At 67.2% G+C, this 26,173-nt stretch carries 24 protein-coding genes; 15 read left to right on the top strand and 9 right to left on the bottom strand.

Features of this window, described 5'->3' with window-relative positions:
• Positions 1-93: 93 nt before the first annotated feature.
• Positions 94-1,557: a hypothetical protein gene (locus tag ACQR03_RS02685; protein WP_316171210.1), complete on the bottom strand. Its 1,464-nt coding sequence runs from the start codon at positions 1,555-1,557 to the stop codon at positions 94-96.
• Positions 1,558-1,904: 347 nt separating this feature from the next.
• On the opposite strand from ACQR03_RS02685, the gene ACQR03_RS02690 reads away from it, so the two are divergent.
• Positions 1,905-2,201, top strand: coding sequence for a hypothetical protein (locus tag ACQR03_RS02690; protein WP_434840921.1), 297 nt, complete (start codon positions 1,905-1,907; stop codon positions 2,199-2,201).
• 78 nt (positions 2,202-2,279) lie between these two features.
• Here ACQR03_RS02690 and chrA read toward each other — a convergent pair whose 3' ends face one another.
• Both chrA and ACQR03_RS02700 read right to left on the bottom strand, forming a co-directional pair.
• Complete coding sequence (chrA, locus tag ACQR03_RS02695) at positions 2,280-3,509, bottom strand: chromate efflux transporter (protein ID WP_434840922.1); 1,230 nt, start codon at positions 3,507-3,509, stop codon at positions 2,280-2,282.
• Between the two features lie 216 nt (positions 3,510-3,725).
• Positions 3,726-4,742: a zinc-binding alcohol dehydrogenase family protein gene (locus ACQR03_RS02700; RefSeq protein ID WP_434840923.1), complete on the bottom strand. Its 1,017-nt coding sequence runs from the start codon at positions 4,740-4,742 to the stop codon at positions 3,726-3,728.
• Positions 4,743-4,859: 117 nt separating this feature from the next.
• Between ACQR03_RS02700 and ACQR03_RS02705 the strand changes: the two genes are divergently transcribed.
• The 3 genes from ACQR03_RS02705 to ACQR03_RS02715 are packed head-to-tail and all read left to right on the top strand — an operon-like array spanning position 4,860 to position 8,022.
• Entirely contained in the window at positions 4,860-5,237 is a 378-nt protein-coding gene (locus tag ACQR03_RS02705) for a winged helix-turn-helix transcriptional regulator (RefSeq protein ID WP_316171213.1), read from the top strand.
• A gap of 59 nt (positions 5,238-5,296) precedes the next feature.
• Positions 5,297-6,691, top strand: coding sequence for a DegQ family serine endoprotease (locus ACQR03_RS02710; RefSeq protein WP_315714544.1), 1,395 nt, complete (start codon positions 5,297-5,299; stop codon positions 6,689-6,691).
• Positions 6,688-8,022, top strand: coding sequence for a replication-associated recombination protein A (locus ACQR03_RS02715; protein ID WP_316202171.1), 1,335 nt, complete (start codon positions 6,688-6,690; stop codon positions 8,020-8,022). Before ACQR03_RS02710 ends, ACQR03_RS02715 begins: the two co-directional genes overlap by 4 nt.
• Before the next feature lie 109 nt (positions 8,023-8,131).
• Here the strand turns inward: ACQR03_RS02715 and ACQR03_RS02720 are convergent, their stop codons facing one another.
• Positions 8,132-9,079, bottom strand: a complete 948-nt coding sequence (locus ACQR03_RS02720) for an alpha/beta hydrolase (protein ID WP_434840924.1) — start codon at positions 9,077-9,079, stop codon at positions 8,132-8,134.
• A gap of 105 nt (positions 9,080-9,184) precedes the next feature.
• Here ACQR03_RS02720 and ACQR03_RS02725 point away from each other — a divergent pair, with 105 nt between their 5' ends.
• A complete protein-coding gene (locus ACQR03_RS02725) occupies positions 9,185-10,567 on the top strand; it encodes an RluA family pseudouridine synthase (protein ID WP_315749634.1) in 1,383 nt (460 codons plus the stop codon).
• A 15-nt stretch (positions 10,568-10,582) separates the two neighbouring features.
• Here the strand turns inward: ACQR03_RS02725 and ACQR03_RS02730 are convergent, their stop codons facing one another.
• On the bottom strand, positions 10,583-10,756 hold the full coding sequence (locus ACQR03_RS02730) for an RNA polymerase sigma factor region1.1 domain-containing protein (RefSeq protein ID WP_315749636.1): 174 nt from the start codon (positions 10,754-10,756) through the stop codon (positions 10,583-10,585).
• 61 nt (positions 10,757-10,817) lie between these two features.
• Entirely contained in the window at positions 10,818-11,258 is a 441-nt protein-coding gene (locus tag ACQR03_RS02735) for a hypothetical protein (RefSeq protein WP_315749638.1), read from the bottom strand.
• A gap of 89 nt (positions 11,259-11,347) precedes the next feature.
• Between ACQR03_RS02735 and ACQR03_RS02740 the strand changes: the two genes are divergently transcribed.
• From ACQR03_RS02740 to blaOXA, 4 genes are all read left to right on the top strand, one after another.
• Positions 11,348-12,130 carry an ATP12 family chaperone protein gene (locus tag ACQR03_RS02740; protein ID WP_315749639.1) on the top strand — a complete coding sequence of 261 codons (783 nt, stop codon included), beginning with the start codon at positions 11,348-11,350 and terminating at the stop codon, positions 12,128-12,130.
• A 61-nt stretch (positions 12,131-12,191) separates the two neighbouring features.
• Positions 12,192-13,841: a flagellar hook-length control protein FliK gene (locus tag ACQR03_RS02745; RefSeq protein ID WP_315749641.1), complete on the top strand. Its 1,650-nt coding sequence runs from the start codon at positions 12,192-12,194 to the stop codon at positions 13,839-13,841.
• Positions 13,838-14,119 carry an EscU/YscU/HrcU family type III secretion system export apparatus switch protein gene (locus ACQR03_RS02750; protein ID WP_315714536.1) on the top strand — a complete coding sequence of 94 codons (282 nt, stop codon included), beginning with the start codon at positions 13,838-13,840 and terminating at the stop codon, positions 14,117-14,119. The genes ACQR03_RS02745 and ACQR03_RS02750 overlap by 4 nt, the downstream gene beginning before the upstream one ends.
• A gap of 85 nt (positions 14,120-14,204) precedes the next feature.
• Positions 14,205-15,023 (top strand): OXA-1091 family oxacillin-hydrolyzing class D beta-lactamase, encoded by an 819-nt coding sequence (gene blaOXA, locus ACQR03_RS02755; protein ID WP_434840925.1) that lies wholly within the window; start codon positions 14,205-14,207, stop codon positions 15,021-15,023.
• Positions 15,024-15,220: 197 nt separating this feature from the next.
• Here the strand turns inward: blaOXA and ACQR03_RS02760 are convergent, their stop codons facing one another.
• Positions 15,221-15,706 carry a hypothetical protein gene (locus ACQR03_RS02760; RefSeq protein ID WP_315714534.1) on the bottom strand — a complete coding sequence of 162 codons (486 nt, stop codon included), beginning with the start codon at positions 15,704-15,706 and terminating at the stop codon, positions 15,221-15,223.
• Positions 15,707-15,806: 100 nt separating this feature from the next.
• The gene (locus ACQR03_RS02765; RefSeq protein ID WP_315750032.1) at positions 15,807-16,778 is read right to left on the bottom strand and encodes a dienelactone hydrolase family protein; all 972 of its coding nucleotides are present in this window, start codon (positions 16,776-16,778) and stop codon (positions 15,807-15,809) included.
• A gap of 738 nt (positions 16,779-17,516) precedes the next feature.
• Between ACQR03_RS02765 and ACQR03_RS02770 the strand changes: the two genes are divergently transcribed.
• Positions 17,517-18,698 carry an efflux RND transporter periplasmic adaptor subunit gene (locus ACQR03_RS02770; RefSeq protein WP_315749644.1) on the top strand — a complete coding sequence of 394 codons (1,182 nt, stop codon included), beginning with the start codon at positions 17,517-17,519 and terminating at the stop codon, positions 18,696-18,698.
• Positions 18,699-18,722: 24 nt separating this feature from the next.
• Complete coding sequence (locus ACQR03_RS02775) at positions 18,723-21,863, top strand: efflux RND transporter permease subunit (RefSeq protein ID WP_315749646.1); 3,141 nt, start codon at positions 18,723-18,725, stop codon at positions 21,861-21,863.
• Between the two features lie 30 nt (positions 21,864-21,893).
• On the opposite strand, the gene ACQR03_RS02780 is transcribed toward ACQR03_RS02775, so the two are convergent.
• On the bottom strand, positions 21,894-22,325 hold the full coding sequence (locus tag ACQR03_RS02780) for a DUF4260 domain-containing protein (RefSeq protein WP_315749647.1): 432 nt from the start codon (positions 22,323-22,325) through the stop codon (positions 21,894-21,896).
• Between the two features lie 125 nt (positions 22,326-22,450).
• On the opposite strand from ACQR03_RS02780, the gene ACQR03_RS02785 reads away from it, so the two are divergent.
• From ACQR03_RS02785 to ACQR03_RS02800, 4 genes are all read left to right on the top strand, one after another.
• Positions 22,451-23,983, top strand: a complete 1,533-nt coding sequence (locus tag ACQR03_RS02785; protein ID WP_009027335.1) for an acyl-CoA carboxylase subunit beta — start codon at positions 22,451-22,453, stop codon at positions 23,981-23,983.
• A 231-nt stretch (positions 23,984-24,214) separates the two neighbouring features.
• Entirely contained in the window at positions 24,215-24,682 is a 468-nt protein-coding gene (locus ACQR03_RS02790) for a hypothetical protein (protein WP_315714530.1), read from the top strand.
• 175 nt (positions 24,683-24,857) lie between these two features.
• On the top strand, positions 24,858-25,577 hold the full coding sequence (locus ACQR03_RS02795) for an alpha/beta hydrolase (RefSeq protein ID WP_315749648.1): 720 nt from the start codon (positions 24,858-24,860) through the stop codon (positions 25,575-25,577).
• A gap of 56 nt (positions 25,578-25,633) precedes the next feature.
• Complete coding sequence (locus ACQR03_RS02800; RefSeq protein ID WP_315749650.1) at positions 25,634-25,954, top strand: hypothetical protein; 321 nt, start codon at positions 25,634-25,636, stop codon at positions 25,952-25,954.
• The last annotated feature ends 219 nt before the right edge of the window (positions 25,955-26,173 follow it).

The following is a 26,173-nucleotide window of genomic DNA, read 5'->3' on the forward strand; positions in this document are numbered from 1 at the left end:
CAATCGCTTGATGGCAGATCCTGAGATCTGCCATCGGCTCGAAAGGGCTGCCGGCGGCCCCGTTGCCGGCGCCGCCGCGCAAGGTTCGTCGGCCTACTTCCTGAACGGATCCGGCCGCATCAGGAGTCGGCCGGAGATCGAGTTCGGCACCTCGTAGGGCGAGCCGATCGACAGCACGTGGCTCAGCGCGATCAGCCGGTTCGGCAGCTTGGCCGGCGGCGGTGTCTGGAACGAATAGGACGTCGGGTTGTGGCACAGGAAGCAGTTCAGCACGTTCTTGATCGGCGTGTTGTCGGCGTTCTGCACGAAGGTCTCGGCGGTGGCGTTGGCGAGATTGACCGATCCGACCGCGCTGGTCTGGTTGCTGTTCAGATTGTACGAGTTGGGGAGCATCCAGACGGTGCCGTCGAGGCTGTAGCTCGCGAAGGTCGATTGCGGGCCCTTCAGGCCGGAGAGAAAGCCCTGGGCTTGCGCCGTGATCGCGAAGATGTTGCCGACGCCGTTGGGCTGGTTCTCGCCGCCGGTCTGGTTCTCGAGCACGACGTTGGTCACCGGCGTCAGCTTCTGGGTCGCCGGATCGAGCCGCAACTGCGGCCGGTTGGCGCCGGGCAGCGCCGCGATGTTGACCTGCGAGAACGGCGTACCGCCCTTGTAGAGCGTGTAGCTCTTCGGATCGGAGCGGCTTGCCGATGGCGCAAAGGTGTTGTCCGGCGTCTGCGGCGAGTTGTTCTTCAGCTCGAACGTGCCCCACAGGAATTCGGGGTGGTTCTCGGTGTAGCCGACCACGTGCAAGCCGATCAGCGCCACGGTCACCGTGACGAACTTGCCGGGCGTCGGGCGGATCGTGATCAGGCCGGGGGTGACGTTGTTCTCCAGCACCGGCACCTGTGCCTGGGTCGTATAAGCGCCCGCAGGCGGTGCCTGCCCTGGGTCGAGCCGCAGCCACGTCGCCTTGAACACCGCATCGCCCACGGCGAAGGAGGAATCTGCCGGCTGGCTCTGGTAGCCGCCGGTCGCGATCAGATTCTTGCGCGCCGTGTTGAAATAGCCCTGGTTCATGTGGACCGAGGCGTAGACGGGATAGCCGTTCTGCGCGACCAGCATGTTGCCGTCGGCTTCGACGATGGCGCCGGCACCTTCGGTGAAGCCGGCCGTGCCGTGGAAGACCTGGGCGCGGGCCGCCAGCGTCAGCGGGCGCTGCCGTGGTGCGCCGGCATTCTCGGCGTTGCCGAGCAGCTCGTCGGGCGTCGCCAAGGTCATGAACCGCGGCACGGCGGCGCCGGAGCCCGAGTCCTTCACCAGCGCTGTCGCCCAGACGAACGCCTCCCACGACCATTGATGGAAATTGCAGTCCGGCGTCGGGATGGTCTTGGTGTCGGAGGTGGGGAAGGCGGCGTCCGGCTTGAGATAATTGCCCAGTCCCTCCGACCAGCCGAAGGCCGGGCAGTTCTTCGCCGGCGGCGGCGGAGCAGCGCTGGCGGGGTTGAGAGCGCCGGCAAGGCCGCTCGCGGTGACGGTCGTCGCGAAAGTGAGCATGAGCCACTGAATCGTCTTCATGGCCGGTCTCCATTGATGTGCGCGCTGGGACGGGCCGATGGTCGCCGCCATGCGTCGCAAATGATTGTTAAAAATGATTCATTCAAAAGTAGTGCGCGGCGAACATGCACCCAAAGGTGAGATTTGCAAGACCGGCAGCTCACGCAGTCCGCAATTTTTTTCGGACGCCCCTCGCGGCAGTGGAATGCGGCTCGCGGCAGCATTCGTCTTCACCAGCCGACACGGGCTGCAGTGTGAGCGCAGGCACGGTTGACACCACGGATCGCGTGCATCCTGGCGGCCGTTCGCTGGAGAAGTGCGGACAATGAGGTCTTCACGCCAGTGGACAGCAACCACAGGAGAGTGAAATGAAGTCCATCATGGCCGCTGCGTTGCTGCTCGCGTTGACGTCGGGCGCAAGCCTTGCGGGTACGCCGCTGATCGATGCGCGGCAGCACAACCGGTCACATCGCATCTACAATGGCATCGCGAGTGGACGGCTGACCTATCCGGAGGCGCAGCAGCTCGTCCGCGGCCAGATCCACGTCCAGAAGCTGGAAAACAAGGCCAAGGCGGACGGCGTGGTGACGCCGTTCGAGCGTGCCCGCATCAACGTCGCGCAATCCGTGCAGGGCGCGCGCATCTTCTGGAAGAAGCACAATTAGCCGCGCACGGCAGCTCGCTGGTGGCAAAGCGCCGCTTCGGCGGCGCTTTGCCACCACGTGATGCGGCGGCGCCGCCGCTCACACCAGCGCGGCTGCGACGCCGGCCAGGGCGCTGAACGTGACCACGACGAGCGGCGGCGCGCGCCAGGCGACCAAGAGGACAAAACCGACCAGCGCGATGCCAAAATCCGCGGCGTTGTGGACGGTGGTCGTCCAGACCGGGTCGTACAGGGCCGCTCCCAGCACACCGACGACCGCAGCGTTGACACCCCGCATCATCGCCTGGGCGCCGGCGCGTTTGCGGAACGAGTCCCAGAACGGAAGCGCGGCGAGCAGGACCAGCATGCCCGGCAGGAAGATGCCCAGGAGACCGAGCGCGGCCCCGACGATCCCATGCGGCTCCGGAGCGACGACGGCGCCGAGATAGGCGGCGAAGGTGAAGAGCGGGCCCGGGACGGCCTGCGCCGCACCGTAGCCGGCGAGAAAGGCGTCGTCGCTCAGCCAGCCAGGTCCGACGAAGGCCTCGCGCAGCAGCGGCAGCACGACATGTCCACCGCCGAACACCAGCGCGCCGGAGCGATAGAAGGCATCGAACAAGGCGACGCCGGTCGATCCCGTGACGCCGCGCAGCAGCGGAAGTCCCGCCAACAGGATGACGAACAGCGCGAGCGCGATCAGCCCCACGCTTCGCGAGACGGGGATCGCGACGTGTCCCGACGGCGCCGCCTCGCCGCGGCAGAGCCAGAGGCCGGCGAGCCCGCCGAGGACGATCGCTCCGATCTGCGCGACCGAGGCCGTACTCGACAGGATGATGAGCGTTGCGGCGACCGCGATCGAGGCGCGCGCACGATCCGGACACAGCGAGCGCGCCATGCCCCAGACCGCCTGCGCGACGATGGCGACCGCGGTCAGCTTCAGCCCGTGCAGCAGGCCGCTGCCGATCGGTCCGCTCAGACGGCCCGCACCGTAGGCGAACAGGACGAGCACGGCGGCCGACGGCAGGGTGAAGCCGGTCCAGGCGGCGAGCGCGCCGAGATAGCCGGCCCGCATCAGCCCGATGGAGAAGCCGACCTGGCTGCTGGCGGGGCCGGGCAGGAACTGGCACAGCCCGACCAGATCGGCATAGGCATGCTCGTCGATCCATTTCCGTCTGACGACGAACTCGTCGCGGAAATAGCCGATATGAGCGACCGGACCGCCGAAGCAGGTCAGGCCGAGCGTGAGGAAGATCCGCAGAACCTCGAGTGGAGATCCGGAGCGGCGGCCGTGATCGGCGGGCGGGTTGGTCGCGGACTTCAGGCTGCTCACGGACGTTCGTTCCAGTCGCGAGGAGGTTCTTATCGGCTTTCGTTAAGGGGAAACGGGACCGTCGGCCAGTCTCGATCGCTCATGGCCGCTGATCGGACCGCGCGTCGGCTGCCGGCCATCTTATGCCTTCGATCGGCAGGATGGTGGGCACGGCGCCACCGCGATCTCGCGCGCGGGGAGACCGCGGGGGCGCCTTTGCCCATTGTTGCCTGTTAGTTAGCTCCATCCCTCCAGCACGATCTTGCCGCGGGAGGTGTTGCTCTCGATCAACGCGTGCGCGCGCTTGAGGTTGGCCGCGTTGATGGTGCCGTAATTGTCGCCGAGGGTGGTGCGGATCACGCCTTTGTCGATCAGGTCGGACACGTCGTTGAGCAGATGGTGCTGCGCGATCATGTCGGCTGTCGTGAAAGATGAGCGCGTGAACATCGATTCCCAGTGGATGGAGATCGCCTTGCCCTTGAAGGCGGCGAGCGAGAACTCGGCGGGATCGTCGATCAGGCCGAACTTGCCCTGCGGCGTCATGAAGTCGGCGATCGCCTTGTAGTGCTGCTCGGTGTGGGTGAGGCTGGCGATGAGGCTGACCGGCGGCAGCTTCAGCGCGTCGATCTGCTCTTTCATCGGCTTGCCATGATCGATCACGGCATGGGCGCCGAGCTTCAGGCACCAGTCGCGCGACTCCGGTCGCGTCGCGGTGGCGAGCACGGTCAGCCCGGTGAGCCGGCGCGCGAGCTGAATCAGGATCGAGCCGACGCCGCCGGCCGCGCCGGTGATCAGCAAAGTGCGGTCGTCGAGGCTCCTGCCGGGGATTGCGCCGAGCCTGTCGAACAAGAGCTCCCAGGCCGTGATCGAGGTCAGGGGCAGGGCGGCGGCTTCGGCGAACGACAGGCTCTTCGGTTTGCGGCCGACGATGCGCTCGTCGACCAGATGGAATTCGGCATTGGTGCCCTGGCGCAGGATCGAGCCAGCGTAGAACACCTCGTCACCGGGCTTGAACAGGCTCACGTCCGGGCCGATAGCCTCGACCACGCCAGCGGCGTCATAGCCCAGGATCTTGGTTTCGCCGGCGGGCGGTGCGGCGCGCTTGCGCACCTTGGTGTCGACCGGATTGACCGACACCGCTTTCACGGCGACGCGGATGTCGCGTCCCTTCGGCTCGGGTTTGGCGGTCTCGAAATCGAACAGCGCGCGGTCCTCGGTGATGGGCAGCGACTGCTGGTATCCGACGGCCTTCATGAACAGCCTCCTGGTTGGCTTGGCGATAGGATCTGTTTGTCCTGCTGGCGCCAGTTCAGCAAGTACTGTAAAAATGGGGAACTAGTCCCCGTTTGGATACTGTTGGGCCAACACGCGATGAAACGGAAGAATTTCACCCGCCGTCCCGGCTGCGCGGTCGAAGCCACGCTCGATCTGATCGACGGCAAGTGGAAGGGCGTGATCCTCTACCACCTGCAGGGTGGCAGCCAGCGCTTCGGCGAGCTGCGCCGGCTGATGCCCGGCATCACCCAGCGCATGTTGACAAAGCAGCTGCGTGCGCTGGAGGAGGACGGGCTGGTCGTCCGCAAGGTCTATGCCGAGGTGCCGCCGCGCGTCGAATACAGCCTGTCCGAGGTCGGCGAGAGCCTGCGGCCGGTGATCGAGGTTCTCAGAAGCTGGGGCGAGCGGCACCAGGAACGGCTGTCCTGCGCGCCCGTTGCAGAGACCATCAAAACGCCGCATCAGGCCGCCTGAGCTTGGCCGCACCGGCCGTTCCGCTTATATCGAAACCGTCATTTCCCAGGATTGTTCGCATGTCGTTGATTCGCTCCACACTGGTCCTGCTGCTGTCTCTGCTGGCCGCGTCTCCGCTGGCGGCGCAGGACCGGCGCGTGCCGCAGTCCCAGGCCGAGCTGCGGCTGTCGTATGCGCCGATCGTGCAGCGCGTGCAGCCGGCGGTCGTCAACGTCTACGCCGCCAAGGTGGTGCAGAACCGCAATCCCTTTCTCGACGATCCGATCTTCCGCCGCTTCTTCGGTCTGCAGGGCGGGCCGCAGGAGCAGATGCAGCGCTCGCTCGGCTCGGGCGTGATGATCGATGCGTCGGGTCTCGTCGTCACCAACGTGCATGTGATCGAGGGCGCCGACGAGGTGAAGGTTTCGCTCGCCGACAAGCGCGAGTTCGAGGCCGAGATCGTGCTGAAGGACAGCCGTACCGATCTCGCCGTGCTCAAGCTGAAGGGGACCAAGGAGCAGTTTCCGACGCTCGACCTCGCCAATTCCGACGATCTGCTGGTTGGCGACATCGTGCTGGCGATCGGCAATCCGTTCGGCGTCGGCCAGACCGTGACGCACGGCATCGTCTCGGCGCTGGCGCGCACGCAGGTCGGCATCACCGACTATCAGTTCTTCATCCAGACCGATGCCGCGATCAATCCCGGTAATTCGGGCGGTGCGTTGGTCGATATCAACGGCCGTCTGGTCGGCATCAACACCGCGATCTATTCCAAATCCGGCGGCTCGCAGGGCATCGGCTTTGCCATTCCCGCGAACATGGTGCGCGTCGTCGTGGCCTCGGCCAAGAGCGGCGGCAAGGCGGTGAAGCGCCCCTGGCTCGGCGCGCGGCTGCAGGCGGTGACGCCCGAGATCGCCGAGAGCCTCGGCCTGCGCTCGCCGACCGGCGCGCTGGTCGCCTCGGTGGTCGCGAACAGCCCGGCGGCGAAGGCGGGCATCAAGTCGTCGGACCTGATCGTGTCGATCGACGGCCAGACCGTCGATGATCCCAACGCGTTCGACTACCGTTTTGCGACCCGTCCGCTCGGCGGCACTGCGCAGATCGAGGTGCAACGCGGCGGCAAGCCGGTGAAGGTCGCGGTCGCGCTGGAGACCGCACCGGACACCGGGCGCAACGAGATGGTCATCAACGGCCGCTCGCCATTCCAGGGCGCGAAGGTCGCCAACATCTCGCCGGCGGTCGCCGACGAGCTGCACCTCGATGCCGACACCGAGGGCGTGGTGGTGCTCGAGCCGGGCGACGGCACCACCGCCGCCAATGTCGGCTTCCAGAAGGGCGACGTCATCATGGCCGTGAACAACCAGAAGATCGCCAAGACCGCCGATCTCGACAAGGCCTCGCGCGAGGCCGCCCGCATCTGGCGCATCACCGTGCTGCGCGGCGGCCAGCAGATCAACGTCACGCTCGGCGGATGAGCCCGAAGCGTCCCCAGCAGGGAGGCCCGAGCCTCTTCGCTGCGGCGGGGATGGAGCAGGATGCGCCACGGCCGCTGCCGGAGCGGCTGCGCCCGCACAAGCTGTCCGACGTCGTCGGGCAGGATCACATCCTCGGGCCCGATGGCGCGCTGACGCGCATGCTGGAGACGCGCACGCTGGGCTCGCTGATCTTCTGGGGCCCGCCCGGCACCGGCAAGACCACCGTGGCGCGGCTGTTGGCCGACGCCACGGAGTTGCATTTCGAGCAGATCTCGGCGGTGTTCTCCGGCGTCGCCGATTTGAAGAAGGTGTTCGACGCGGCGCGCGCGAGACGCGAGACCGGGCAGGGCACACTGCTGTTCGTCGACGAGGTGCATCGCTTCAATCGCGCCCAGCAGGATTCCTTCCTGCCGGTGATGGAGGACGGCACCGTCGTGCTGGTCGGCGCGACCACGGAGAACCCGTCCTTCGAGCTCAACGCCGCTCTGCTGTCGCGTTCGCGCGTGCTGGTGTTCCACTCGCTCGATGCCGCCGCGATCGAGAAGCTCTACAGCAACGCAGAGGCGGTCGAGGGCCGCAAGCTGCCGCTCGATGACGAGGCGCGCGCCGTGCTGATCCGCATGGCCGACGGCGACGGCCGCGCCGCGCTGACGCTCGCCGAGGAGGTCTGGCGCTCGGCGCGCAAGGACGAGATCTTCAACGCGGTGCAGCTGCAGGACATCCTGCAGCGCCGCGCGCCGATCTACGACAAGTCCGCCGACGGCCACTACAACCTGATCTCGGCCATGCACAAATCGGTGCGCGGCTCGGATCCCGATGCCGCGCTGTACTACTTCGCCCGCATGCTCGACGCCGGCGAGGATCCGCTGTTCCTCGCCCGTCGCATCGTGCGCATGGCCGTGGAGGACATCGGCCTCGCCGATCCGCAGGCGCTGGTGATCGCCAACGCCGCCAAGGACGCCTATGATTTCCTGGGCTCACCCGAAGGCGAGCTCGCGATCGCGCAGGCCGTGATCTATGTGGCGACCGCGCCGAAATCCAACGCCGCCTACAAGGCGTTCGGCGCAGCCAAGCGCGTGGCGAAGGAGGGCGGCTCGCTGCTGCCGCCCAAGCACATCTTGAATGCCCCGACCAAGCTGATGCAGAGCGAAGGCTACGGCACCGGCTATCAGTACGACCACGACACGCCCGACGCGTTTTCGGGACAGGACTACTTTCCCGACGCCCTCGGCCGCCAGCAGTTCTACGATCCCCCGGAGCGCGGCTTCGAGCGCGAGATCAGGAAACGGCTGGATTATTGGGCGAAGCTGCGGAAGGAGCGGGGCGGGTAGGATCGCTGACCTTGCGGCTTGCTCGGTTCACCTCGGCCCGCTTGCTGGGAAACACCGAGCTCTCCTGCGGACGCCTGACTCGGAGACCGCTATGCCAAGTGATCATCAACTACTTCCCGCTCTGTACGAACTCCGCGATCTCCCGCGTCAGTCGGTCGTCCTCGGTATTGATCGCATACACCTCGGACATGTGGCTGTGCTGCGGCAGCATCACCGCGCGGGCGCAGCCGGATGGCCGTTTGCAGGCGGCCTGCTTCAACAGGTCGAACTGCTCGACGAAGCGCGGCGGGTCGAGCTCGGCGGAGACGATCATGAGCGGCAGACTCGAGGCTTGCAGGCCTGATAGCGACGAGCGCTCCTTGAAGCGCGAGGGATCGGTGCCGAAATAGGCCATCTCCTGGTCGCCAAGCGGCGTCGCGGTGAGGTCGTAGACGCCCGAGGCCATGATCGCGCCCGCAAGGCCGCCGCCGGCGACCTTGTGGAATTCGGGATGCGCGACATAGGTCGCGACGTGCACCGCGCCGGCCGAATGGCCCATCAGATAGATGCGCGCGGGATCGCCGCCGTTCTCGGCGGCATGGGCGACCACCCATTGCACCGCGCTGGCGACGTCCTCGACGCCGGCAGGCCAGGGGAATTTCGGCGCGAGGCGGTAGGTGATGTCGACGCCGACGAAGCCGCTCTTCACCGCCCATAGCATGATGTTGTCGTAGAACGGGCCGTCCGGCGTGGTGCGCTTGTTGCCGCCGATGAAGGCGCCGCCATGCACGAAGATCAGCACGGGCCGGGGCGGGGCCGGGGCATCCGGTGTGAAGACGTCGAGCAGATTGCGTTCGGCCGTGCCGTATCTCACATCGCGCTGCACCTTGACGCCGGTGTAGGGTTCCTTGGCCTGCAGCGGCGCGTAGATCGCGGCGGTCTTCGGCGGGGCGATGACCCGGCCGATCTCGATCAGCTTCCAGGCGATGTCGTCGGGCATCGGGCTCTGCTGCGCCTGCGTGGCGGTCGTCGCCAGCGTGGCTGCCAGGATCGCCAGGCCCAGTCGCGTGAGCGTCATTCGATTCGCTCCGATCAGTATCGATGGCCCAAGGGGCCGACTCACAAGCGGATTTATCGCGATTTCGCCGTGACTGGCAGTGGCTTTTGAGATACGCAACCTGCCATGAGCCGCCGTATCAAGCGAACCCAGACCCGATCCGATCGCCCGACCGATCGCCGCAACGAGCGGCCGAAGGCCGAGGCAGCCCGCAGCCAAGGCGCCGCGGCCAAGCGTGAGTCTGCGAAGCGTCCCGATGCCGAGCGGCCGCGGCGCGACCGTTTTGCCGGTGACCGCGAGGCGGCACCGCGCGGCGATTTCGGGCGCGGCAAAGCCGAGCGCAGCCGTGCGCCGCGCGCCGAGGGAGAGGATCGCCGCGACAGCTTCGCGCCGCGCAAACAGCCGCCGGCCAAGCGCGCCGGCGCCGGCAAGCCGGCGCGGTTCAGCTCGGAGCATGCCGAGCGCAGGCCTGCGGCGCCGCCGCCGAAGAAGGTCGAGCCGGAGACGCCGCTGCTGCCGACGAAGGTGCAGACCGTGGTGGTCACGGCCGACGAGAACAACATGCGCGTCGACCGCTTCCTCGAGGCGCGCTTCCCCGGTCTGTCGTTCTCCCACATCCAGCGCATCGTCCGCAAAGGCGAGTTGCGCGTCGATGGCAAGCGCGCGGACTCCAAGGACCGCCTGGAGGAAGGCCAGAGCGTGCGCATTCCGCCGCTCAAGCTCGATGCGCCGAAGGAGCGGGCCGGCCTCTCCGAGGGCGAGCGAAAGACGCTGGAGAGCCTCAAGGCGATGACGCTGTACGAGGACGACGACGTGCTCGTCCTCAACAAGCCCGCCGGGCTCGCGGTGCAGGGCGGCTCCGGCATGACCCGCCACATCGACCAGATGCTGGAGGTGATGCGCGACGCCAAGGGCCAGAAGCCGCGGCTCGTGCACCGCATCGACCGCGAGACCTCCGGCTGCCTCCTGATCGCCAAGACCCGCTTCGCCGCCACGCATCTGACCGGCGCCTTCCGCAGCCGTTCCGCGCGCAAGATCTACTGGGCGCTGGTGGCGGGCGTGCCCAAGCCCAAGCAGGGCCGCATCTCCACGTATCTTGCCAAGGAGGAGAGCGAGGACGACACCATCATGCGCGTCGCCGCGCATGGCGACGAGGGCGCCAGCCACGCCGTGACCTACTACGCCGTGGTCGAGGCCTCGGCCAACAAGCTCGCCTGGGTTTCCTTGAAGCCGGTGACGGGGCGCACCCATCAGTTGCGCGCGCACATGGCCCATATCGGCCACCCCATCGTCGGCGATCCCAAATATTTCAACATCGAGAACTGGGCGCTGCCCGGCGGCCTGCAGAACCGGCTGCATCTCTTGGCGCGCCGCATCGTCATCCCGCATCCGCGCGGCGGGTTCATCGACGCCACCGCGCCGCTGCCGCCGCACATGCTGCAGTCGTGGAACCTGCTCGGCCTCGAGCATGACCGCTTCGACCCGATCGAGAACGCGCCGGAGGAGTGAGCGGCTCCGGAGCGCTCAGCCTCTCTGTTCGACGAGTTGAATGCCCGCGTCCCGCAGCGCGCAGAAGATGTTTTCGATATCCTCGGGCGGCATGTCCCATCCGCACAGCGCGTTCAACTCGTCGAAGGTGATCTTGCCATCCTGCTCGCTCATCGCGATCAGCCGGCGAACGATCTCCGGCATGTTCATGGTCGTCCTCCTCTTTGCAGCCTCTGCTTAAGGGGAGGAGAATCGGTTTCCGCTGCGGCCTTCAGTTCCGGAACTGCTGCAGGAACAGTGTGAGCGAATCGTGCGGGGTTTCGACATCGAGGATGACCCAGCCGTCCGGCCCCTTGACCACGATGAAGTTCATCGTCACGCGGTGACCCTGGTTGTCGAAGCTGGCGGCGACATAGGTCTTGTCGAACTGCCTGCGCACAATCGAGATCGCGACCGGGCCGAGCTTCCAGCGCGGGCTCTGCACCAGGAAATCGTAGGGCTCACGCCGCGGCGCCGTCCAGGCCCTGGCGAGGCTCGGATCGAAGAACTGCCGTGCGACCTCGGCCGTCCGCGGCAGCCCGGCGGAGAGCTCCGGCGCGCCCCGGCCGTAATGCGCATAGACGTTGCGCACCAGCGATTCCGGCGTGCGGAAGCCGGCTACGGCCGGGACGGTGCTGCCGAGCAGGACGAGAGCGGAGAGCAGGGGACGCATCGGCAGCTCGCATTTCGGGCGGACAGGGCTTATCTACCGCAAAAACAACGGATCCCGTGTGATCATCCCGCGAGAGGGCTGGAATTCTGATGCGTGAACTGTTTGACGACGTCGTCGGCCGGTCGCCGCTCGATCCGCAGGAATCGGCGCGCCAGGCGATGCGGACGCCGCTGCGCAAGCGCTTCTACAAGGAGGCCGGGACCGCCGCCGCCGAGGGCGGCTTCAACGTGACCCTCGACGGCCGGCCGATCCGCACGCCGTCGGGGCGCGTCGTCATCGTTCCCGCCGGGGAGCTGGCGGCGGCCGTGGCCGCCGAGTGGCAGGCCCAGGGTGAGAACATCGACCCCGCCACGATGCCGCTGACGCGGTTCGCCAACAGCGTCGTGCAGTCGGTGGTCGACCGCACCGATGACGTGCGCGAGGACATTGCCAAATATCTCCAATCGGACCTGTTGTTCTACCGGGCCGGCCATCCTGAGGGGCTGGTCGCGCGCGAGGCCGAGCATTGGGACCCGGTGCTGGACTGGGCCCGCGATAGTCTCGGCGCGCATTTCATCCTGTCCGAAGGCATCATGCATGTGACCCAACCGGAGGCTGCGGTGCAGGCGGCGCGCGGTGCGCTGCCGACCGGCCCGTGGACGGTGGCGGCGGCGCATGTCGTCACCACACTGACCGGCTCGGCGCTGCTGGCGCTGGCGCTGGTTCATGGGGTGCGCGACCCTGGCCAGATCTGGGCGGCAGCCCATGTCGACGAGGACTGGAACGTCGCGCAATGGGGGGCCGACGAGGAGGCGATGAGCCGCCGCGCCGCCAAGCAGATCGACTACGAGGCCGCCGTCCGCATCCTCCAGGCGGTCGACGCCGCGCTCTGAGGCCGGTTAACGCCGGGTTTAGGGGCAACCGATAGGCTGTGCGCGTAACCCGAGTACGCGCATGGTCCAGAGTGTCACCCCGTCGCCTTCCGTGAGCGCCGTCCGCGGCGTCGGCAGCTCGCCGGCCGGAACCACGGTGGCGGCAGCAACCACGCTGCAGGCCGGCGCACTGGTCAGCGCCAGGGTGCAGCAGGTGCTCGCCGAGAATCTGGTCCAAGTCGCGATCGGAAACCTGTCGATGGAGCTCGCGAGCGAGCTGCCGCTGCAGGCCGGCCAGACGGTGCAGGTCGCCGTGTCGCAGACCGCGCAAGGGCTGCAGCTCGCCATCGTCGGGCAGGGCGGCAGCGCTGCCGCTGGCACCACCGGCACCCCGACGCCGGCCGCCACCGTCGTCGACGTCACCGGCCGGCTGGCGCCGGGGCTGCCTCCGCCGCCGGATCCGCTGACCGGGATGGAGCGGCTCGCATTGTCGATTGCCAGCGAGGAGGCGGCGACCCGTCAGGGCAGCCAGGGCCAATTGTTCGCCGATCTCCAGGCCGTCGCCGACTCGCCGAACCTTCCACCGGCCTTGCGCGCCGCCGTGGCCCAGGTGCTGGCGCAACAGACCCAGCTATCGCCGGCGCTGACCGCGGAGGATGTGCAGAACGCCGTACAGCATTCCGGCCTGTTCCTGGAATCCTCGCTCGCCAATGGCGCCGCCGGTGCCGGCACGCCCGACCTGAAGGCGGCGCTGATCGTGCTGCGCCAGACGCTGGCGACGGTGCTGCAGACCGCCGAGCCCGGCATGGCGGCGTCGACGCAGCCGTCGCCCGGTGGCTCCTACGCCTCGGTGCTGTCCGAGGCCGGCCGCGCCGCCGCCGCGCAGCAACAGAGCGGCGCACCCTCGCTGGTGCCCGACATCGAGATCGAGCTGCCGCCCCAGCCCTGGGCCACGGGAATGGGGCGGCCCGACGCCGCGTCTGCCGGCTTCACCGGCTCGGCGCTGATCGAGGCCCTGACGGGCGCCAAGGCGCAGTCGCTCACGCCCGGCACGGTGCTGGCCGTGCTGCAGGAGGCGCAGCAGCAGATTCCGCGCGCCGCCGGCCTCGTTCCCGGACGCAACGCCAATGGCCGCGCCGATATGGTCGTGCGCACCAACACGCCGCCGCCGCCGTTCCGCGGGGCTGCACCGATGCCGCAGGCCGTGGCGGCGCCGACGCTCCGCCCGGACACGCCGCTGCCGGCGATCGCGCACCGCCTGCTCGACGAGACCGACCAGGCGCTGTCGCGCCAGACCCTGCTGCAGGTCGCCTCGCTGCCGGATCGCCCGGACGCCTCGACCGCGCGCACCGATCCCGCGCCGCCGCGCTGGAACTTCGAGATTCCCTTCGCTACCCCGCAGGGCACGGCCATGGCGCAGTTCGAGATCTCGCGCGACGGCGGCACGCAATCGCCGGACGCCGCCAAGCGCGTCTGGCGGGCGCGTTTCTCGCTCGACGTCGAGCCGGCCGGCCCGGTGCATGCGATGATCAGCTTCAGCGCCGAGCGCACCTCCGTGCGGATGTGGGCCGAGCGTCCGGTCACCGCCGCGCGCTTGCGCGCCGGTCTCTCCGAACTGAGCCAGGCCCTCAGCCGTGCCGAGCTCTCGCCGGGCGATCTCGTGGTGCAGGACGGCGCGCCGCCGGCGGCGATGCCGCCCAGGGCCGGCCATTTCCTGGATCGCGCGCTATGAGCATCGAGGTGAAGGCCGCCAACAAGACCCAGCTCGCCGTCGCCTTGCACTATGACAAGGGCCAGGGCGCGCCGCGCGTCGTCGCCAAGGGCAAGGGCACGATCGGCGCCAAGATCATCGAGGTCGCGAAGGCGCACGACATCCCGATCGAGGAGAACGAGGTGCTGGCCGGCGCGCTCTCCAATGTCGAGCTCGGCGACGAGATCCCGGAGGAGCTCTACAAGGCCGTCGCCGAGGTGCTGGTGTTCGTGCTCAACCTGTCGCGGCCGATGCGCTGAGCGCGCCGCATTTGTGATCTCCGTCATGCGTCGGTCGTCACCGCCCTGTGATAGGGAGGAGCCGACGACGACGGAGAAATTTGCGATGCCCATGATGAGCCGCCGCCACGTGCTCGCCCTGATGACCGGCGCCAGCCTGCTGCCCGCACGTTCATTCGCGCATGTCGCGCCGCCGCGCAACGAGATCCGCAGCGATCTCGCCAAGCGCTTCACCGACGAAGGCACCAAGGGGACTTTCCTGGCCTACAAGGTCGAGGAATATCTCGTCATCGCCAGCGACACCGATCGCTCCGGCGAGGCAAGGCTGCCGGCCTCGACCTTCAAGATCGCGAACTCGCTGATCGCGCTGGAGACGGGCGTCGTCGAGGATCCCGACAAGGACGTGTTCAAGTGGGATGGCGTCTCGAGATCGATCGAGGCCTGGAACAAGGACCACACCTTGCGCAGCGCGATCGCGGTCTCCGCCGTGCCGGTCTATCAGGAGATCGCGCGCCGCATCGGCGCTGAGCGGATGCAGACATATCTCGAGGAGCTCGACTACGGCAATCACGACATCGGCGGCGGCATCGACCAGTTCTGGCTGACCGGCGCGCTTCGCATCGATCCCGTCGAGCAGGTCGATTTCATCGATCGCCTCAGGCGTGGCGTGCTTCAGGTCTCCAAGCGCAGCCAGGATCTGACCCGCGACATCATCCCCGTGACCAAGGTCGGCGATGCCGTCATTCACTTCAAGTCCGGACTGCTCGGCAAGGAGCAGGGGGCGCTTGGCTGGATGGTCGGCTGGGTCGACAAGGGCGATCAGCCGACCGTGTTCGCGCTCAACATGGACTGCCCTGAGCCGCGCCACGTCGAGGCTCGGATGACGCTGACGCAGGCTTGCCTGAAAGACATCGGCGCGGTGTGAATCGAACTGCCGTGATGTCGTGGCGTAGCCCGGATGGGCGCAGCGATATCCGGGACCAGCGAACGTGAGTTCCTCGAAGACCAGGACACTGTCGTCATTGCGGGGAGCGAAGCGACGAAGCAATCCGGAGTCATCGAGGGACTCGGGATCGCTTCGCTTCGCCGCTTCGCGCGCAATGACGCGGAAATGTTGGTGGCCTATCTCCGCGCCAGCTCCAGGTCGACGCCCCTGATCTCCGTGCCCGCCGGGCGGATCGACACGGTCTGCCGGCGTCCCTGCGTCGTCAGCGACAGCCCGGCGGAAAACGTCTGCCCGCGCGCCTGGGCTTCGATGCGGTTGCCGACCGCGCGGCCCTCGATCGTGCCGGATGCGTTGTGGCTCGATTCGCTCCATTGCCCCGAGATCTCGCCGCCGCGATAGGCGACGTCGCTGGAGAGGTCGATGTTGTAGCTGTCGCTCGCGCAGCGGATGTTGAGCCGGAGCTGCTCGCCGGCGCCGCCGACGTCATAGGCCGCGCGGCAGCGCAGCCGCTCCTGGTTGCCGTCGGACATGCTGATCACGCCGCCGCCGGTCCAGGAGCCCTCCAGCCCCCGGAACGGCGCGGCAGGCGCCGCATGGGCCGCGCCGCCCAAGGCGAGGGCGGTCAGCAAAGTTGGGATCGCAAGGCGAGAGGCGCGCATCATCGGGCTCCGTTTCATCGTCGAAAAGTGAGCGACAACGCAGCAAGACCCGATGCGTTCGACCTGTCACCTCAAGAATTGATCCAAATCGTTCTATTTTTGCTCACGACAGTTTGAACAGTGCGCGCAGGAAATCCGTCACCGCCTGGCGGGCCGCCTCGGCCGTGGCCGGATTGCCGCCGACATGCGGATCGAACTCGACGCAGGCGTCCTGATAGGTGAAGGGCTGCTGCGTGTCGGCATTGATCAGCATCCCGCCGTCGCTCTCCTTGATGCGGCAGTTGCGCACGGTCTGCGCCTTCGGCGCGACGGCGAGCATGTTGGCGCCGAGCAGGCCGAGATCGAAGCCGTGCGGCGAGTCCGGATATTCGGTCAGCGCGACGTCGCGGCCCGCTGCCTTCAGCCGCTCGACATAGGCCTTGCAGGTCCGCACCGGATTGTAGTCGTCCGGTCCGCCGTGAAAGATCCGGATCGGCCGCGCCACGACGTCGGTCTCACCGAGATAGGTCGTCGAGCAGTCCGGATAGAACGGGATGTAGGCGGCAAATTGCAGCCCGGAATTGTTCCAGCGCTTGTGGAAGCGCTGGAGGCTAGCATACAGCGCCGCCTGTCCGCCGCGTGAAAAGCCCATCAGCACGATGCGCTCGGGATCGACGCGCGGATGCTTCGCCAGCACGTCCAGCGCACGATAGATGTCCATGATCAGGTTCAGCCGGCCGAGCTGGGCCTGGTTGGTGCTGGTCGCGGTGATGCCGCGCCCGGTGAAGCCGTCGATCGCGAAGGTCGAGATCCCCATTGCATTGAAGGTGCGGCTCCAGGCTGCGATGTTGGCGCCGACGCCGCCCGAGCCGTGCATCAGCACCACTACCGGCAGCCTGCCGCTGCCCTGCGCCACGCGCATTTCGCCGACGACGGTGACCGGCTTGCCGCCGTCGTCGCCGGAGAGGAACTGCCGGTCGGACAGGGTCAGCGAGGGGATCGGGTACATCTCGACCCGGGCGGGCACGTCCTTGGTGATGCCCTGCGCGCTCGCGCTGCCGCAGAGCCCGGGACCGAGTGCAGCGAGCAGCATCATGACCACCGCCGTTGCTGCCGAACGCCGCGCTGGTCCAGCGGTGGTGCGCGATACGCGTCTGAGACCGAAACAGGCGCGCGCGGCAAGCGCCAACGGCGCGCTACCATGGTGTCGCTCCATGACCGTCCTCCTGGCTCGCCGCTTGTGGCGCGGCTTTGCAACCAAGTAGAACGAGCGATCATGGCGCTGTCAAACCATCCCGTGAGATGCATGGTGGACAACGGATCGAGGGGGCATGTGCGTTGCTCGGGCGGGCAGCCCGGCGGAGAGCGGTATGCTGATCACGCGGCGCTCGTGCGACCGTTTGGCGATCGCGGCCTCTGCGCCCGGTAACGTGATCAGGACGAGGCGATCATCGACCGTCAGCGTCGCGTGATCCGACTTGTGGGTGATCCATTATCCTTTCGGTGTCGTTGCGGATTCTTCGTGCCTTTCGGACTCCGCATCAACGCCCGGGAAGCAAAGCGCGACATATCGCCCAGCATCCTTGCAGACTTCTGCGATGATACATGGTGCGCAGTTGTCGCAGTCGCCGCATGTTGCGGAAAAATTCTGGATTGCAGCTATCAGTTCGCCTATGAGGAGCGCACGAACGTTCGCCGGCTCGCGACGGTGGCATACGACGCGTCGAGTTGGTGAGCGACGATCTGGAAGACGGGCGGCGGATCCTCGGCGATCCGATGTCCTCGATAATCGTCCAGCATCCATGCGCGCCGGCGACGTAACAAGATGGACTTCATGCTGAGAGAGCAATTGATCCGTTCGGCCGGCGCGACGATCTGTGCGGTCTCGTTTCTCACGCTTGCAGCGTGCAGCGACCGTGACGGCTCCGGTGCCTCCCAAGCGTCGAGCCCTCCCGAGGTCGGCGTGATCACGGTCGAAGCGGCGCCGGTGACGTTGACCAAGAACCTGCCGGGGCGGATCACGTCGATGCGGATCGCCGAGGTGCGGCCGCGCGTCAGCGGCATCGTGGTCGAGCGCAGCTTCCAGCAGGGCGCGCTCGTCGAGGCAGGCGCCGTGCTGTACCGGATCGATCCGGCGCCGTTCCAGGTCGAGCTCGACAAGGCTCGCGCTGCGCTCGCCAAGGCCGAGGCCGTGCTCTATCAGGCCGATCGCCAGGAAGACCGCCTCAAGACCTTGTTGACCGGCCAGGCCACGTCCCAGGCGCAGTACGAGCTCGCGGTTGCCTCCGAGCGCCAGGCCGAGGCCGACGTCGCGGCCCAGAAGGCCGCGGTTGCGCAGGCGCAGCTCAATCTTGATTGGGCGACGGTGCGCGCGCCGATCAGCGGCCGCATCGGCCGTGCGCTGGTCACCGAAGGCGCGCTGGTCAATCCCAACGAGACGACTCATCTCGCCACCATCCAGCAGCTCGATCCGGTCTATGCCGACTTCACCCAGTCGGTTGCCGAGCTGAACGAACTGCGGCGCGATCTCGCGGAAGGGCGGCTGAAGAGCGTTGCGCCCGACGCGGCGCGCGTCCGACTCGTGTTGGACGACGGCTCAATCTACAAGCATGCAGGGCGCCTGCTGTTCTCCGACGTCAGCGTCGATCCGGGCACCGCCAAGGTGACGTTGCGCGGCGAGTTTCCGAATCCCGAAGGCGAGCTGCTGCCCGGTATGTATGTCCGGGTGCAGATCGAGGAGGCGATCGATACCAACGGCATCGTGGTCCCGGCGCAGGCTGTGCAGCGCACGACGTCGGGCAGCAGCGCCGTCTATGTCGTTAATGACGAAGGCCGCGCCACCCTTCAGCCGGTACGTGCCGGGCGTACGCTCGCCTCCGGCGTCCTGATCGAGGATGGCCTCAAGCCCGGCTGGCGCGTCGTCGTCGACGGCGTCCAGAAGGTGGCGCCCGGCAGTGCCGTCACAGCCGTGCCCTGGAAGGTTTCCGGCTCCGACAAGCCGTCCGCCTCGAACTGACGCAGTCACGGCCCGGAGGTTGTCATGTCGCGCTTCTTCATCGCACGTCCGATCTTTGCCTGGGTCGTGGCGATCTTCATCTGCCTGGCCGGCGTGCTGTCGATTCCGTTCCTGCCCGTCGCGCAGTATCCGATCATCGCGCCGCCCTCGATCTCGATTTCGACCGCCTATCCCGGCGCGTCGACCGAGAACCTGTATTACAGTGTCACGCGCCTGATCGAGGAGGAGCTGAACGGCGCCGCCGGCATCCTGAACTACGAATCGACCAGCGACACCACCGGCGAGGTCGAGATCCTCGCTTCGTTCAAGCCGGGGACCGACATCGACCTCGCCTCCGTCGACGTCCAGAACCGCATCAAGCGCATCGAGCCGCGCCTGCCCGAGGCGGTGCGGCAGCAGGGCATCGTCATTCTCGAGGCGAGCAGCGCCATCCTGCAATTCGTCACCTTGACCTCGACCGACGGCAGTCTCGACGAGATCGGGCTCGGCGACGTCGCGACGCGCTACGTGCTGCCCGAGCTGCGCCGGCTGCCCGGCGTCGGCCGTGCGCGGCTGTTCGCCACCGAGCGCGCGATGCGCATCTGGCTCGATCCCGACAAGCTGCTCGGCCTCGGTCTCACGCCGCAGGACGTCGATCAGGCGATCGCGGCGCAGAACGCGCAGGTCGCCTCCGGCCAGCTCGGCGTGCAGCCGTCGCCGACCCGCCAGCGGGTGCAGAACACCGTGCTGGTGAAGGGCCAGCTCGAGTCGCCGGAGGAGTTCGGCAACATTGTGCTGCGCGCCAACCTGAATGGCTCGGCCGTGCGGCTTGCGGACGTCGCGCGCATCGAGGTCGGCGGTCTCTCTTATGCGTTCTCGTCCTGGCTCAACGGGAAGCCGGCCGCCTCGGTCGCGGTGCAACTGGCGCCGGCCGGCAATGCGCTCGCCACCTCCAAGGCAGTCAAGGCGCGGATGGAGGAGCTTGCCGCGTTCTTTCCCCCGGGCGTGAAGTACGAAGTCTCCTACGACGTGACCCCGGTGATCGCGGCCTCCGTCAAGAAGGTGCTGATGACGCTGGGCGAGGCCGTCGTGCTGGTGTTCCTGGTGATGTTCCTGTTTCTGCAGAACATCCGCTACACGTTGATCCCGACCATCGTGGTGCCGATCGCACTGCTCGGCACCTGCGGCGTGCTGCTCGCGCTCGGGTTCTCCATCAACGTGCTGACGATGTTCGGCATGGTGCTCGCGATCGGCATCCTCGTGGACGACGCCATCGTCGTGGTCGAGAACGTCGAACGCATCATGGCGGAAGAGGGGCTGCCGCCGCGCGAGGCGACCGACAAGGCGATGGATCAGATCACCGGCGCGGTGATCGGCATCACGCTGGTGCTGATGGCCGTGTTCGTGCCGATGGCCTTCTTCCCGGGCTCGGTCGGCATCATGTATCAGCAGTTCTCCGCCGCCATGGTGGTGTCAATCGGCTTTTCGGCGTTCCTCGCGCTGTCGCTGACGCCCGCGCTGTGCGCGACCCTGCTGAAGCCGATCGAGAAGGGGCACGGCCACGCCGCACGCGGCTTCTTCGGCTGGTTCAACCGCCGCTTTGCCGCGGCGACCAACCGCTACAGCCAGGCGACGCGCTGGATCGTGGCGCGCGCCGGACGCTTCATGATCGTTTATGCACTGATCCTGGCGGGGCTCGGCTATTCGTTCTGGCGCATGCCCGGCGGCTTCCTGCCGGTGGACGACCAGGGCTTCGTCATGGTCGACGTGCTGGCGCCCGCCGATGCCAGCGCCAACCGGACCCTCGACATCTTGCAGGAGGTCAACGAGAAGCTGGTCGCGACGCCCGGCATCGACACGGTGTCGTTCGTCGCCGGCTTCAGCTTCTACGGCCAGGGCGCCAACACCGCGCAGGCCTTCGTGACGCTGAAGGACTGGTCGGAGCGCAACAAGGCCCAGAGCGCGGACGCCCTGATCGCCAAGCTCAATCCGCAGTTCGCGAAAATCCGTGATGCCGAGGTGTCGGTGCTGGCGCCGCCGCCGATCGACAATCTCGGCAACACCTCCGGCTTCAGTTTCCGCCTGCAGGATCGCTCGCAGCGCGGCTATGATGCGCTGATGGCGGCCAAGGATACGCTGTTTGCGGCCGCGGCGAACTCGCCCGTGCTCGGCAAGCTGAGCGTCGAGGGGCTGCCGCCGGCGCCCTCGGTCCGTCTCGAGATCGACCGTGCCAAGGCGGCCGCGCTCGGCGTCACCTTCGCGGCCATCAACGGCGCGCTGTCGACGAGCCTCGGCTCGAGCTACATCAACGACTTCCTCAATCTCGGCCGCATGCAGCGCGTGATCGTGCAAGCCAATGAGGACAAGCGCCTCAAGCCGGAGGACCTGCTGACCTACAGCGTGCGCAACACGGCCGGCGAGATGGTGCCGTTCTCCTCCTTCGCCCGCCTGTCATGGGTGGTCGGGCCGACCCAGGTCGTCGGCTTCGACGGCTACCCGTCGGTCCGCATCACCGGCAATCCCAAGCCGGGCTACACCTCCGGCGACGCGATCGCCGAGATGGAGCGGCTGATGGGCACCTTGCCGAAGGGCTTCGGCTACGCCTGGACCGGCCAGTCGCTGCAGGAGAAGCTTGCGGGATCGCAGGCCGCGTTCCTGCTCGGGCTGTCGATCCTGTTCGTCTTCCTCTGCCTCGCCGCGCTGTACGAGAGCTGGGCGATCCCGTTCGCGGTCATGCTCGCCGTGCCGCTCGGCCTGATCGGCTCGGTCGCCGCGGCCTGGCTGCGCGGCCTGCCGAACGACGTCTATTTCACCGTCGGCGTCATCACCATCATCGGCCTGTCGGCGAAGAACGCGATCCTGATCATCGAGTTCGCCAAGGACCTGCGGGCGCGCGGGATGCCCCTGATCGAGGCCACCGTCACCGCCTGCGAGCTGCGTTTCCGGCCGATCATCATGACGTCGCTGGCCTTCATCCTCGGTGTCGTGCCGCTGGTGATCGCCACGGGGGCGAGTGGCGCGAGCCAGCAGGCGCTGGGCACGGGCGTGCTCGGCGGCATGATCACGGCGACCTTCCTCGCGGTGCTCTGGGTACCGGTGTTCTTCGTCGTGGTGATCCGGTTCTTCACCCGCGACAAGCCGGCCGCGGCGACGCCGAACCGGGAGCTGCCGTCGGCCGCGCACTGATCCGGGGCGTGCAGGGGACGCGCCGTCCGATCAGGCCGCGGCCCGGCCGATCCGGCCGAGATGGGTGAAGCCGAAGCCGTCGGCATATTTCAAACCGTAGCCGGCGAGGCGGTCGACGCCGATATGGGCAAGCCAGACGGTCGCGATCGCCGTGACCAGCGGTTGTCCGGCCAGGAGTCCGAGGGCGAGCAGGGCGGCGGGCGCCAGCGTGCTGTGGACGGCATTGTAGACGACCGCGCCGACGCGCGGTCCGCCGAGATAGGCCGCGAAGCTGGTGTCCGGGGCCAGAAACAGCGCCGCGAACAGCCACCACGACCCGCCCTGGTGGGCATAGAAGGCGGCTGCGCCGGCGGCCAGCGCCAGCCCTTCGAGCCGCAGCAGCAGGCGCGGGCCGCCATGGACGGCGCCATGGGATGTGCCGGCAGGCTCAGTGACCAGATCCGGTTGAGCGGCCATATCCATGATTCTGCTTCCAATTCCGAACTGTGGGAGGAGGGGCGGCACGGCCGAAAGCGGCTTTCCGGCTCCGAAATAGCCGTGATAGAAGGCCGCCAACAGTCACGACATCGGGAACGGGCGGGAAGCGCATGAAGGACATCCTGGACACCCTCGAGGAGCGGCGCAAAGGCGCCAAGCTCGGCGGCGGCGAGAAGCGCATCGAGGCGCAGCACGCACGCGGCAAGCTGACGGCGCGGGAGCGCATCGAGCTGCTGCTCGACAAGGGCTCGTTCGAGGAGTTCGACATGTTCGTCGAGCACCGTTCGACCGAGTTCGGCATGGAGAAGACCAAGGTCCCGGGCGATGGCGTCGTCACCGGCTGGGGCACCGTCAACGGCCGCAAGACTTTTGTGTTCGCCAAGGACTTCACCGTGTTCGGCGGCTCTTTGTCCGAGACCCACGCGCTGAAGATCACCAAGCTGCAGGACATGGCGATGAAGGCGAGGGCGCCGATCATCGGCCTCTATGACGCCGGCGGCGCCCGCATCCAGGAGGGCGTCGCGGCGCTCGCGGGCTATTCCTACGTGTTCCGCCGCAACGTGCTGGCGTCCGGCGTGATCCCGCAGATCTCGGTGATCATGGGCCCGTGCGCCGGGGGCGACGTGTATTCGCCGGCGATGACCGACTTCATCTTCATGGTGAAGAACACCAGCTACATGTTCGTGACCGGCCCGGATGTCGTGAAGACCGTCACCAACGAGGTCGTGACCGCGGAGGAGCTCGGCGGCGCCTCGGTGCATGCGACGCGCTCCTCGATCGCCGACGGCGCCTTCGACAACGACGTCGAGACCCTGCTGCAAATGCGGCGCCTCATCGACTTCCTGCCGTCGAACAACTCCGACGGCGTGCCGGAATGGCCGAGCTTCGACGACATCGAGCGCGTCGACATGTCGCTCGACACGCTGATCCCGGACAATCCGAACAAGCCCTACGACATGAAGGAGCTGATCCTGAAGGTCGTCGACGAGGGCGACTTCTTCGAGATCGCGGAAGGCTTCGCCAAGAACATCGTCACCGGCTTCGGTCGCATTGCCGGTCGCACCGTGGGCTTCGTCGCCAACCAGCCGATGGTGCTGGCCGGCGTGCTCGACAGCGACGCCTCGCGCAAGGCCGCGCGCTTCGTCCGCTTCTGCGACGCCTTCAACATCCCGATCGTCACCTTCGTCGACGTGCCGGGCTTCCTGCCGGGCACCGCGCAGGAATATGGCGGCCTGATCAAGCATGGCGCCAAGCTGTTGTTCGCGTACTCGCAATGCACGGTGCCGCTCGTCACCGTGATCACCCGCAAGGCCTATGGCGGCGCCTTCGACGTCATGGCCTCGAAGGAGATCGGCGCCGACATGAACTACGCCTGGCCGACGGCGCAGATTGCGGTGATGGGCGCCAAGGGCGCCGTCGAGATCATCTTCCGCGCCGACATGGCGGATCCGGAGAAGATCGCCGCGCGCACCAAGGAATACGAGGACCGCTTCCTGTCGCCGTTCATCGCTGCCGAGCGCGGATACATCGACGACGTCATCATGCCGCACTCCACCCGCCGCCGCATCGCCCGTGCGCTCGCCATGCTGCGTGACAAGAAGATGGAGATGCCGGCCAAGAAGCACGACAATCTGCCGTTGTGAGCGGCGGTTGAAGAGCAGGGAGGGCGGCGCACCGGCGGGTCGCCGTCGTATTTGACGAAGTCTGGCGGCCGCCGCGCGCTGCCGCCGGATCGGCGCGGCAATCTGCGCCGTTTTCGCCCCTGGCGTTAAGCTTACGGCTTAACTAACCTTTAACGAAGGGTTTGCGGGAACTGGGCCGCTGGCCTAGCCTTTGTCGATCGCTGATGGGTCAGAAGAGTAGGGTCGCGTATCATGGCTGTTAGAACATCGGCATATCGGAATTCCAGAGTTCTGGTCGTCTGCGCGGCAGCCGCCGCGCTGGTGTTCTCCTCCGAGGCCGCGTCGGCCCGGTCTGGCGTTGCCGTGGCTGCGCCCGTGGCCGCCGGTCAGGCGGGGGCAAGCCAAGTCGTCCCGCCGGCGCCTGGCGTGCGGCCCTTCGTCCGTCACCACCACCGCGGTTATCGTTCCTATCTGCCGGCTGCCGGCGCGTTCGCCTATGGCGGCTATGGCGAGCCCGTGCCGCAGCAGATCCCCGAGCACACATCGGCCGATGTGCGCTACACCTATACCTACGACGTCCCGTGGGACTGGGTCCACCGCTTTCCGCCGAACGTCGTGCCGTCGGATCGCCCCTATGTGTCGAGCTGCCCGATGCAGACCGTGACGGTGCCGGGACGCCGCGGCGGCGATCACTCCGTCACGATCACCCGCTGCTACTGACGTTTTGAGCCAGCTCAATGCGACCCGTGTGAACCGGCGCTAGATTTCATCAAATACCGACCGGCCTCGCTCGCGCGAGGTCGCGAGGTGACGAGGCCCGGACTCCTAGGCACTCCGGGCCTCGTTGATTCTGATAGTCTCCCGTCATCGCGCGAGTCGGCGCGGGGAGGCTCCAATGATCGAGACGACGGCGAGGTCGCGTTTTTTGATCGTGCGCATCTGCATGGCGCTGATGATATCGGCCGCCGCCGCTCAAGCCGCCGGCGCCGATGAGACCGTGACGATCGGCGGCTCCCGCGTCGCCCTGATCAGGCCGGCCTCGGTGCGCGCCAGCGTGATCCTGCTGCCCGGCGGCGACGGCGCCATCAATGTCGGCGATCGCGGCGACATTCACGGCCTGCTCGGCAACCAGCTGGTGCGCACGCGCAACGCCTATGCCGCCCGCGGGCTCGCCGTCATGGTCGCGGACGCCAGCACCGATTTGAAGGCCGCGGTGGACTACATGGCCGCGATCAAGCGGCCGGTGACGGTGATCGGGACCAGCCGCGGCACGTTGCGCGCCGCGGAAGGCATTGCCCGCGGTGCCCGGCCGGATGCGCTGGTGCTGACTTCGGGCTTCCTCAGCCCGGAGTCCGGCAGCTCCTCGAACGTGATGTCGATCCTTGGCTCGCCCTCCGCCTTGCCGCGGACGCTGGTCATTCATCACACCAGTGACGGCTGCAAGTTCACGCTGCCGGCGGGCGTCGATCCATTCATCAGATGGTCGAGCGGCCGCGCGCGGGTGAAGTGGCTGTCGGGCGGCGCGGAGGCGGGGGATCCCTGTCAGGCGCGCGGCCATCACGGCTTCAACGGGCTCGACGGGCAGGTGGTTGGCCTGGCCGCAGGGTTTCGCTGAGCGGCCGATTGCAGGTAGACTCAGCGACAACACCAACATGGTCCGGAGGAAACTCGATGCCGTCAGCCATTTTCGTCGTTCGCGCGACCCTGCCTGATCCCGCCCGGCGCGATGAGTTCGATCGCTGGTATCGCGACGTTCATCTGCCCGACGCGATCAGGAGTTTTGGCGTGCGCAAGGCGTGGCGGGTCTGGAGCCTCGCTGACCCGGCGGTGCATCAGGCGATGTATCAGTTCGATGCCATCGATGCGATGGAGCGCGCCGTCGGCGGCGACGAGATGAAGCGCCTGATCGCCGACTTCAATCGCGACTGGCCCGACGTGACGCGGACGCGCGAAAGCTTCGTACTGGCGGACGGATTTCCAGTTGATTCTTGACTTTGGGTGCATTCTCATCGAGCTGCGGTAGCCATCAATTCGCGAGTGGCCACCAAATGCTCGCAATCGGAGATGAATTTCCTTCAGCATCCGCGCAATGGCCGAGCAGGTGTTCAACAACCTAGCAATTGTCTCGCTCGTACGGCGTGCTGGATGCTCTCGGCGCTTTCGGAAATGATGATCTCACGCGGTCGAGGCCCGCCAGCAAAATCGTCAACC

It is taken from the genome of Bradyrhizobium sp. HKCCYLS3070, from assembly GCF_051167575.1.
Lineage (GTDB): Bacteria > Pseudomonadota > Alphaproteobacteria > Rhizobiales > Xanthobacteraceae > Bradyrhizobium.

Excerpts from the sequence above, each read along its gene's own strand:
- ACQR03_RS02685 (WP_316171210.1), bottom strand. The coding sequence starts at position 1,557 with ATGAAGACGATTCAGTGGCTCATGCTCACTTTCGCGACGACCGTCACC.
- ACQR03_RS02690 (WP_434840921.1), top strand. The coding sequence starts at position 1,905 with ATGAAGTCCATCATGGCCGCTGCGTTGCTGCTCGCGTTGACGTCGGGC.
- ACQR03_RS02700 (WP_434840923.1), bottom strand. The coding sequence starts at position 4,742 with ATGAAGGCCGTCGGATACCAGCAGTCGCTGCCCATCACCGAGGACCGC.
- ACQR03_RS02705 (WP_316171213.1), top strand. The coding sequence starts at position 4,860 with ATGAAACGGAAGAATTTCACCCGCCGTCCCGGCTGCGCGGTCGAAGCC.
- ACQR03_RS02710 (WP_315714544.1), top strand. The coding sequence starts at position 5,297 with ATGTCGTTGATTCGCTCCACACTGGTCCTGCTGCTGTCTCTGCTGGCC.
- ACQR03_RS02715 (WP_316202171.1), top strand. The coding sequence starts at position 6,688 with ATGAGCCCGAAGCGTCCCCAGCAGGGAGGCCCGAGCCTCTTCGCTGCG.
- ACQR03_RS02720 (WP_434840924.1), bottom strand. The coding sequence starts at position 9,079 with ATGACGCTCACGCGACTGGGCCTGGCGATCCTGGCAGCCACGCTGGCG.
- ACQR03_RS02725 (WP_315749634.1), top strand. The coding sequence starts at position 9,185 with ATGAGCCGCCGTATCAAGCGAACCCAGACCCGATCCGATCGCCCGACC.
- ACQR03_RS02730 (WP_315749636.1), bottom strand. The coding sequence starts at position 10,756 with ATGAACATGCCGGAGATCGTTCGCCGGCTGATCGCGATGAGCGAGCAG.
- ACQR03_RS02735 (WP_315749638.1), bottom strand. The coding sequence starts at position 11,258 with ATGCGTCCCCTGCTCTCCGCTCTCGTCCTGCTCGGCAGCACCGTCCCG.
- ACQR03_RS02740 (WP_315749639.1), top strand. The coding sequence starts at position 11,348 with ATGCGTGAACTGTTTGACGACGTCGTCGGCCGGTCGCCGCTCGATCCG.
- ACQR03_RS02745 (WP_315749641.1), top strand. The coding sequence starts at position 12,192 with ATGGTCCAGAGTGTCACCCCGTCGCCTTCCGTGAGCGCCGTCCGCGGC.
- ACQR03_RS02750 (WP_315714536.1), top strand. The coding sequence starts at position 13,838 with ATGAGCATCGAGGTGAAGGCCGCCAACAAGACCCAGCTCGCCGTCGCC.
- blaOXA (WP_434840925.1), top strand. The coding sequence starts at position 14,205 with ATGCCCATGATGAGCCGCCGCCACGTGCTCGCCCTGATGACCGGCGCC.
- ACQR03_RS02760 (WP_315714534.1), bottom strand. The coding sequence starts at position 15,706 with ATGATGCGCGCCTCTCGCCTTGCGATCCCAACTTTGCTGACCGCCCTC.
- ACQR03_RS02765 (WP_315750032.1), bottom strand. The coding sequence starts at position 16,778 with ATGATGCTGCTCGCTGCACTCGGTCCCGGGCTCTGCGGCAGCGCGAGC.
- ACQR03_RS02770 (WP_315749644.1), top strand. The coding sequence starts at position 17,517 with ATGCTGAGAGAGCAATTGATCCGTTCGGCCGGCGCGACGATCTGTGCG.
- ACQR03_RS02775 (WP_315749646.1), top strand. The coding sequence starts at position 18,723 with ATGTCGCGCTTCTTCATCGCACGTCCGATCTTTGCCTGGGTCGTGGCG.
- ACQR03_RS02780 (WP_315749647.1), bottom strand. The coding sequence starts at position 22,325 with ATGGATATGGCCGCTCAACCGGATCTGGTCACTGAGCCTGCCGGCACA.
- ACQR03_RS02785 (WP_009027335.1), top strand. The coding sequence starts at position 22,451 with ATGAAGGACATCCTGGACACCCTCGAGGAGCGGCGCAAAGGCGCCAAG.
- ACQR03_RS02790 (WP_315714530.1), top strand. The coding sequence starts at position 24,215 with ATGGCTGTTAGAACATCGGCATATCGGAATTCCAGAGTTCTGGTCGTC.
- ACQR03_RS02795 (WP_315749648.1), top strand. The coding sequence starts at position 24,858 with ATGATCGAGACGACGGCGAGGTCGCGTTTTTTGATCGTGCGCATCTGC.
- ACQR03_RS02800 (WP_315749650.1), top strand. The coding sequence starts at position 25,634 with ATGCCGTCAGCCATTTTCGTCGTTCGCGCGACCCTGCCTGATCCCGCC.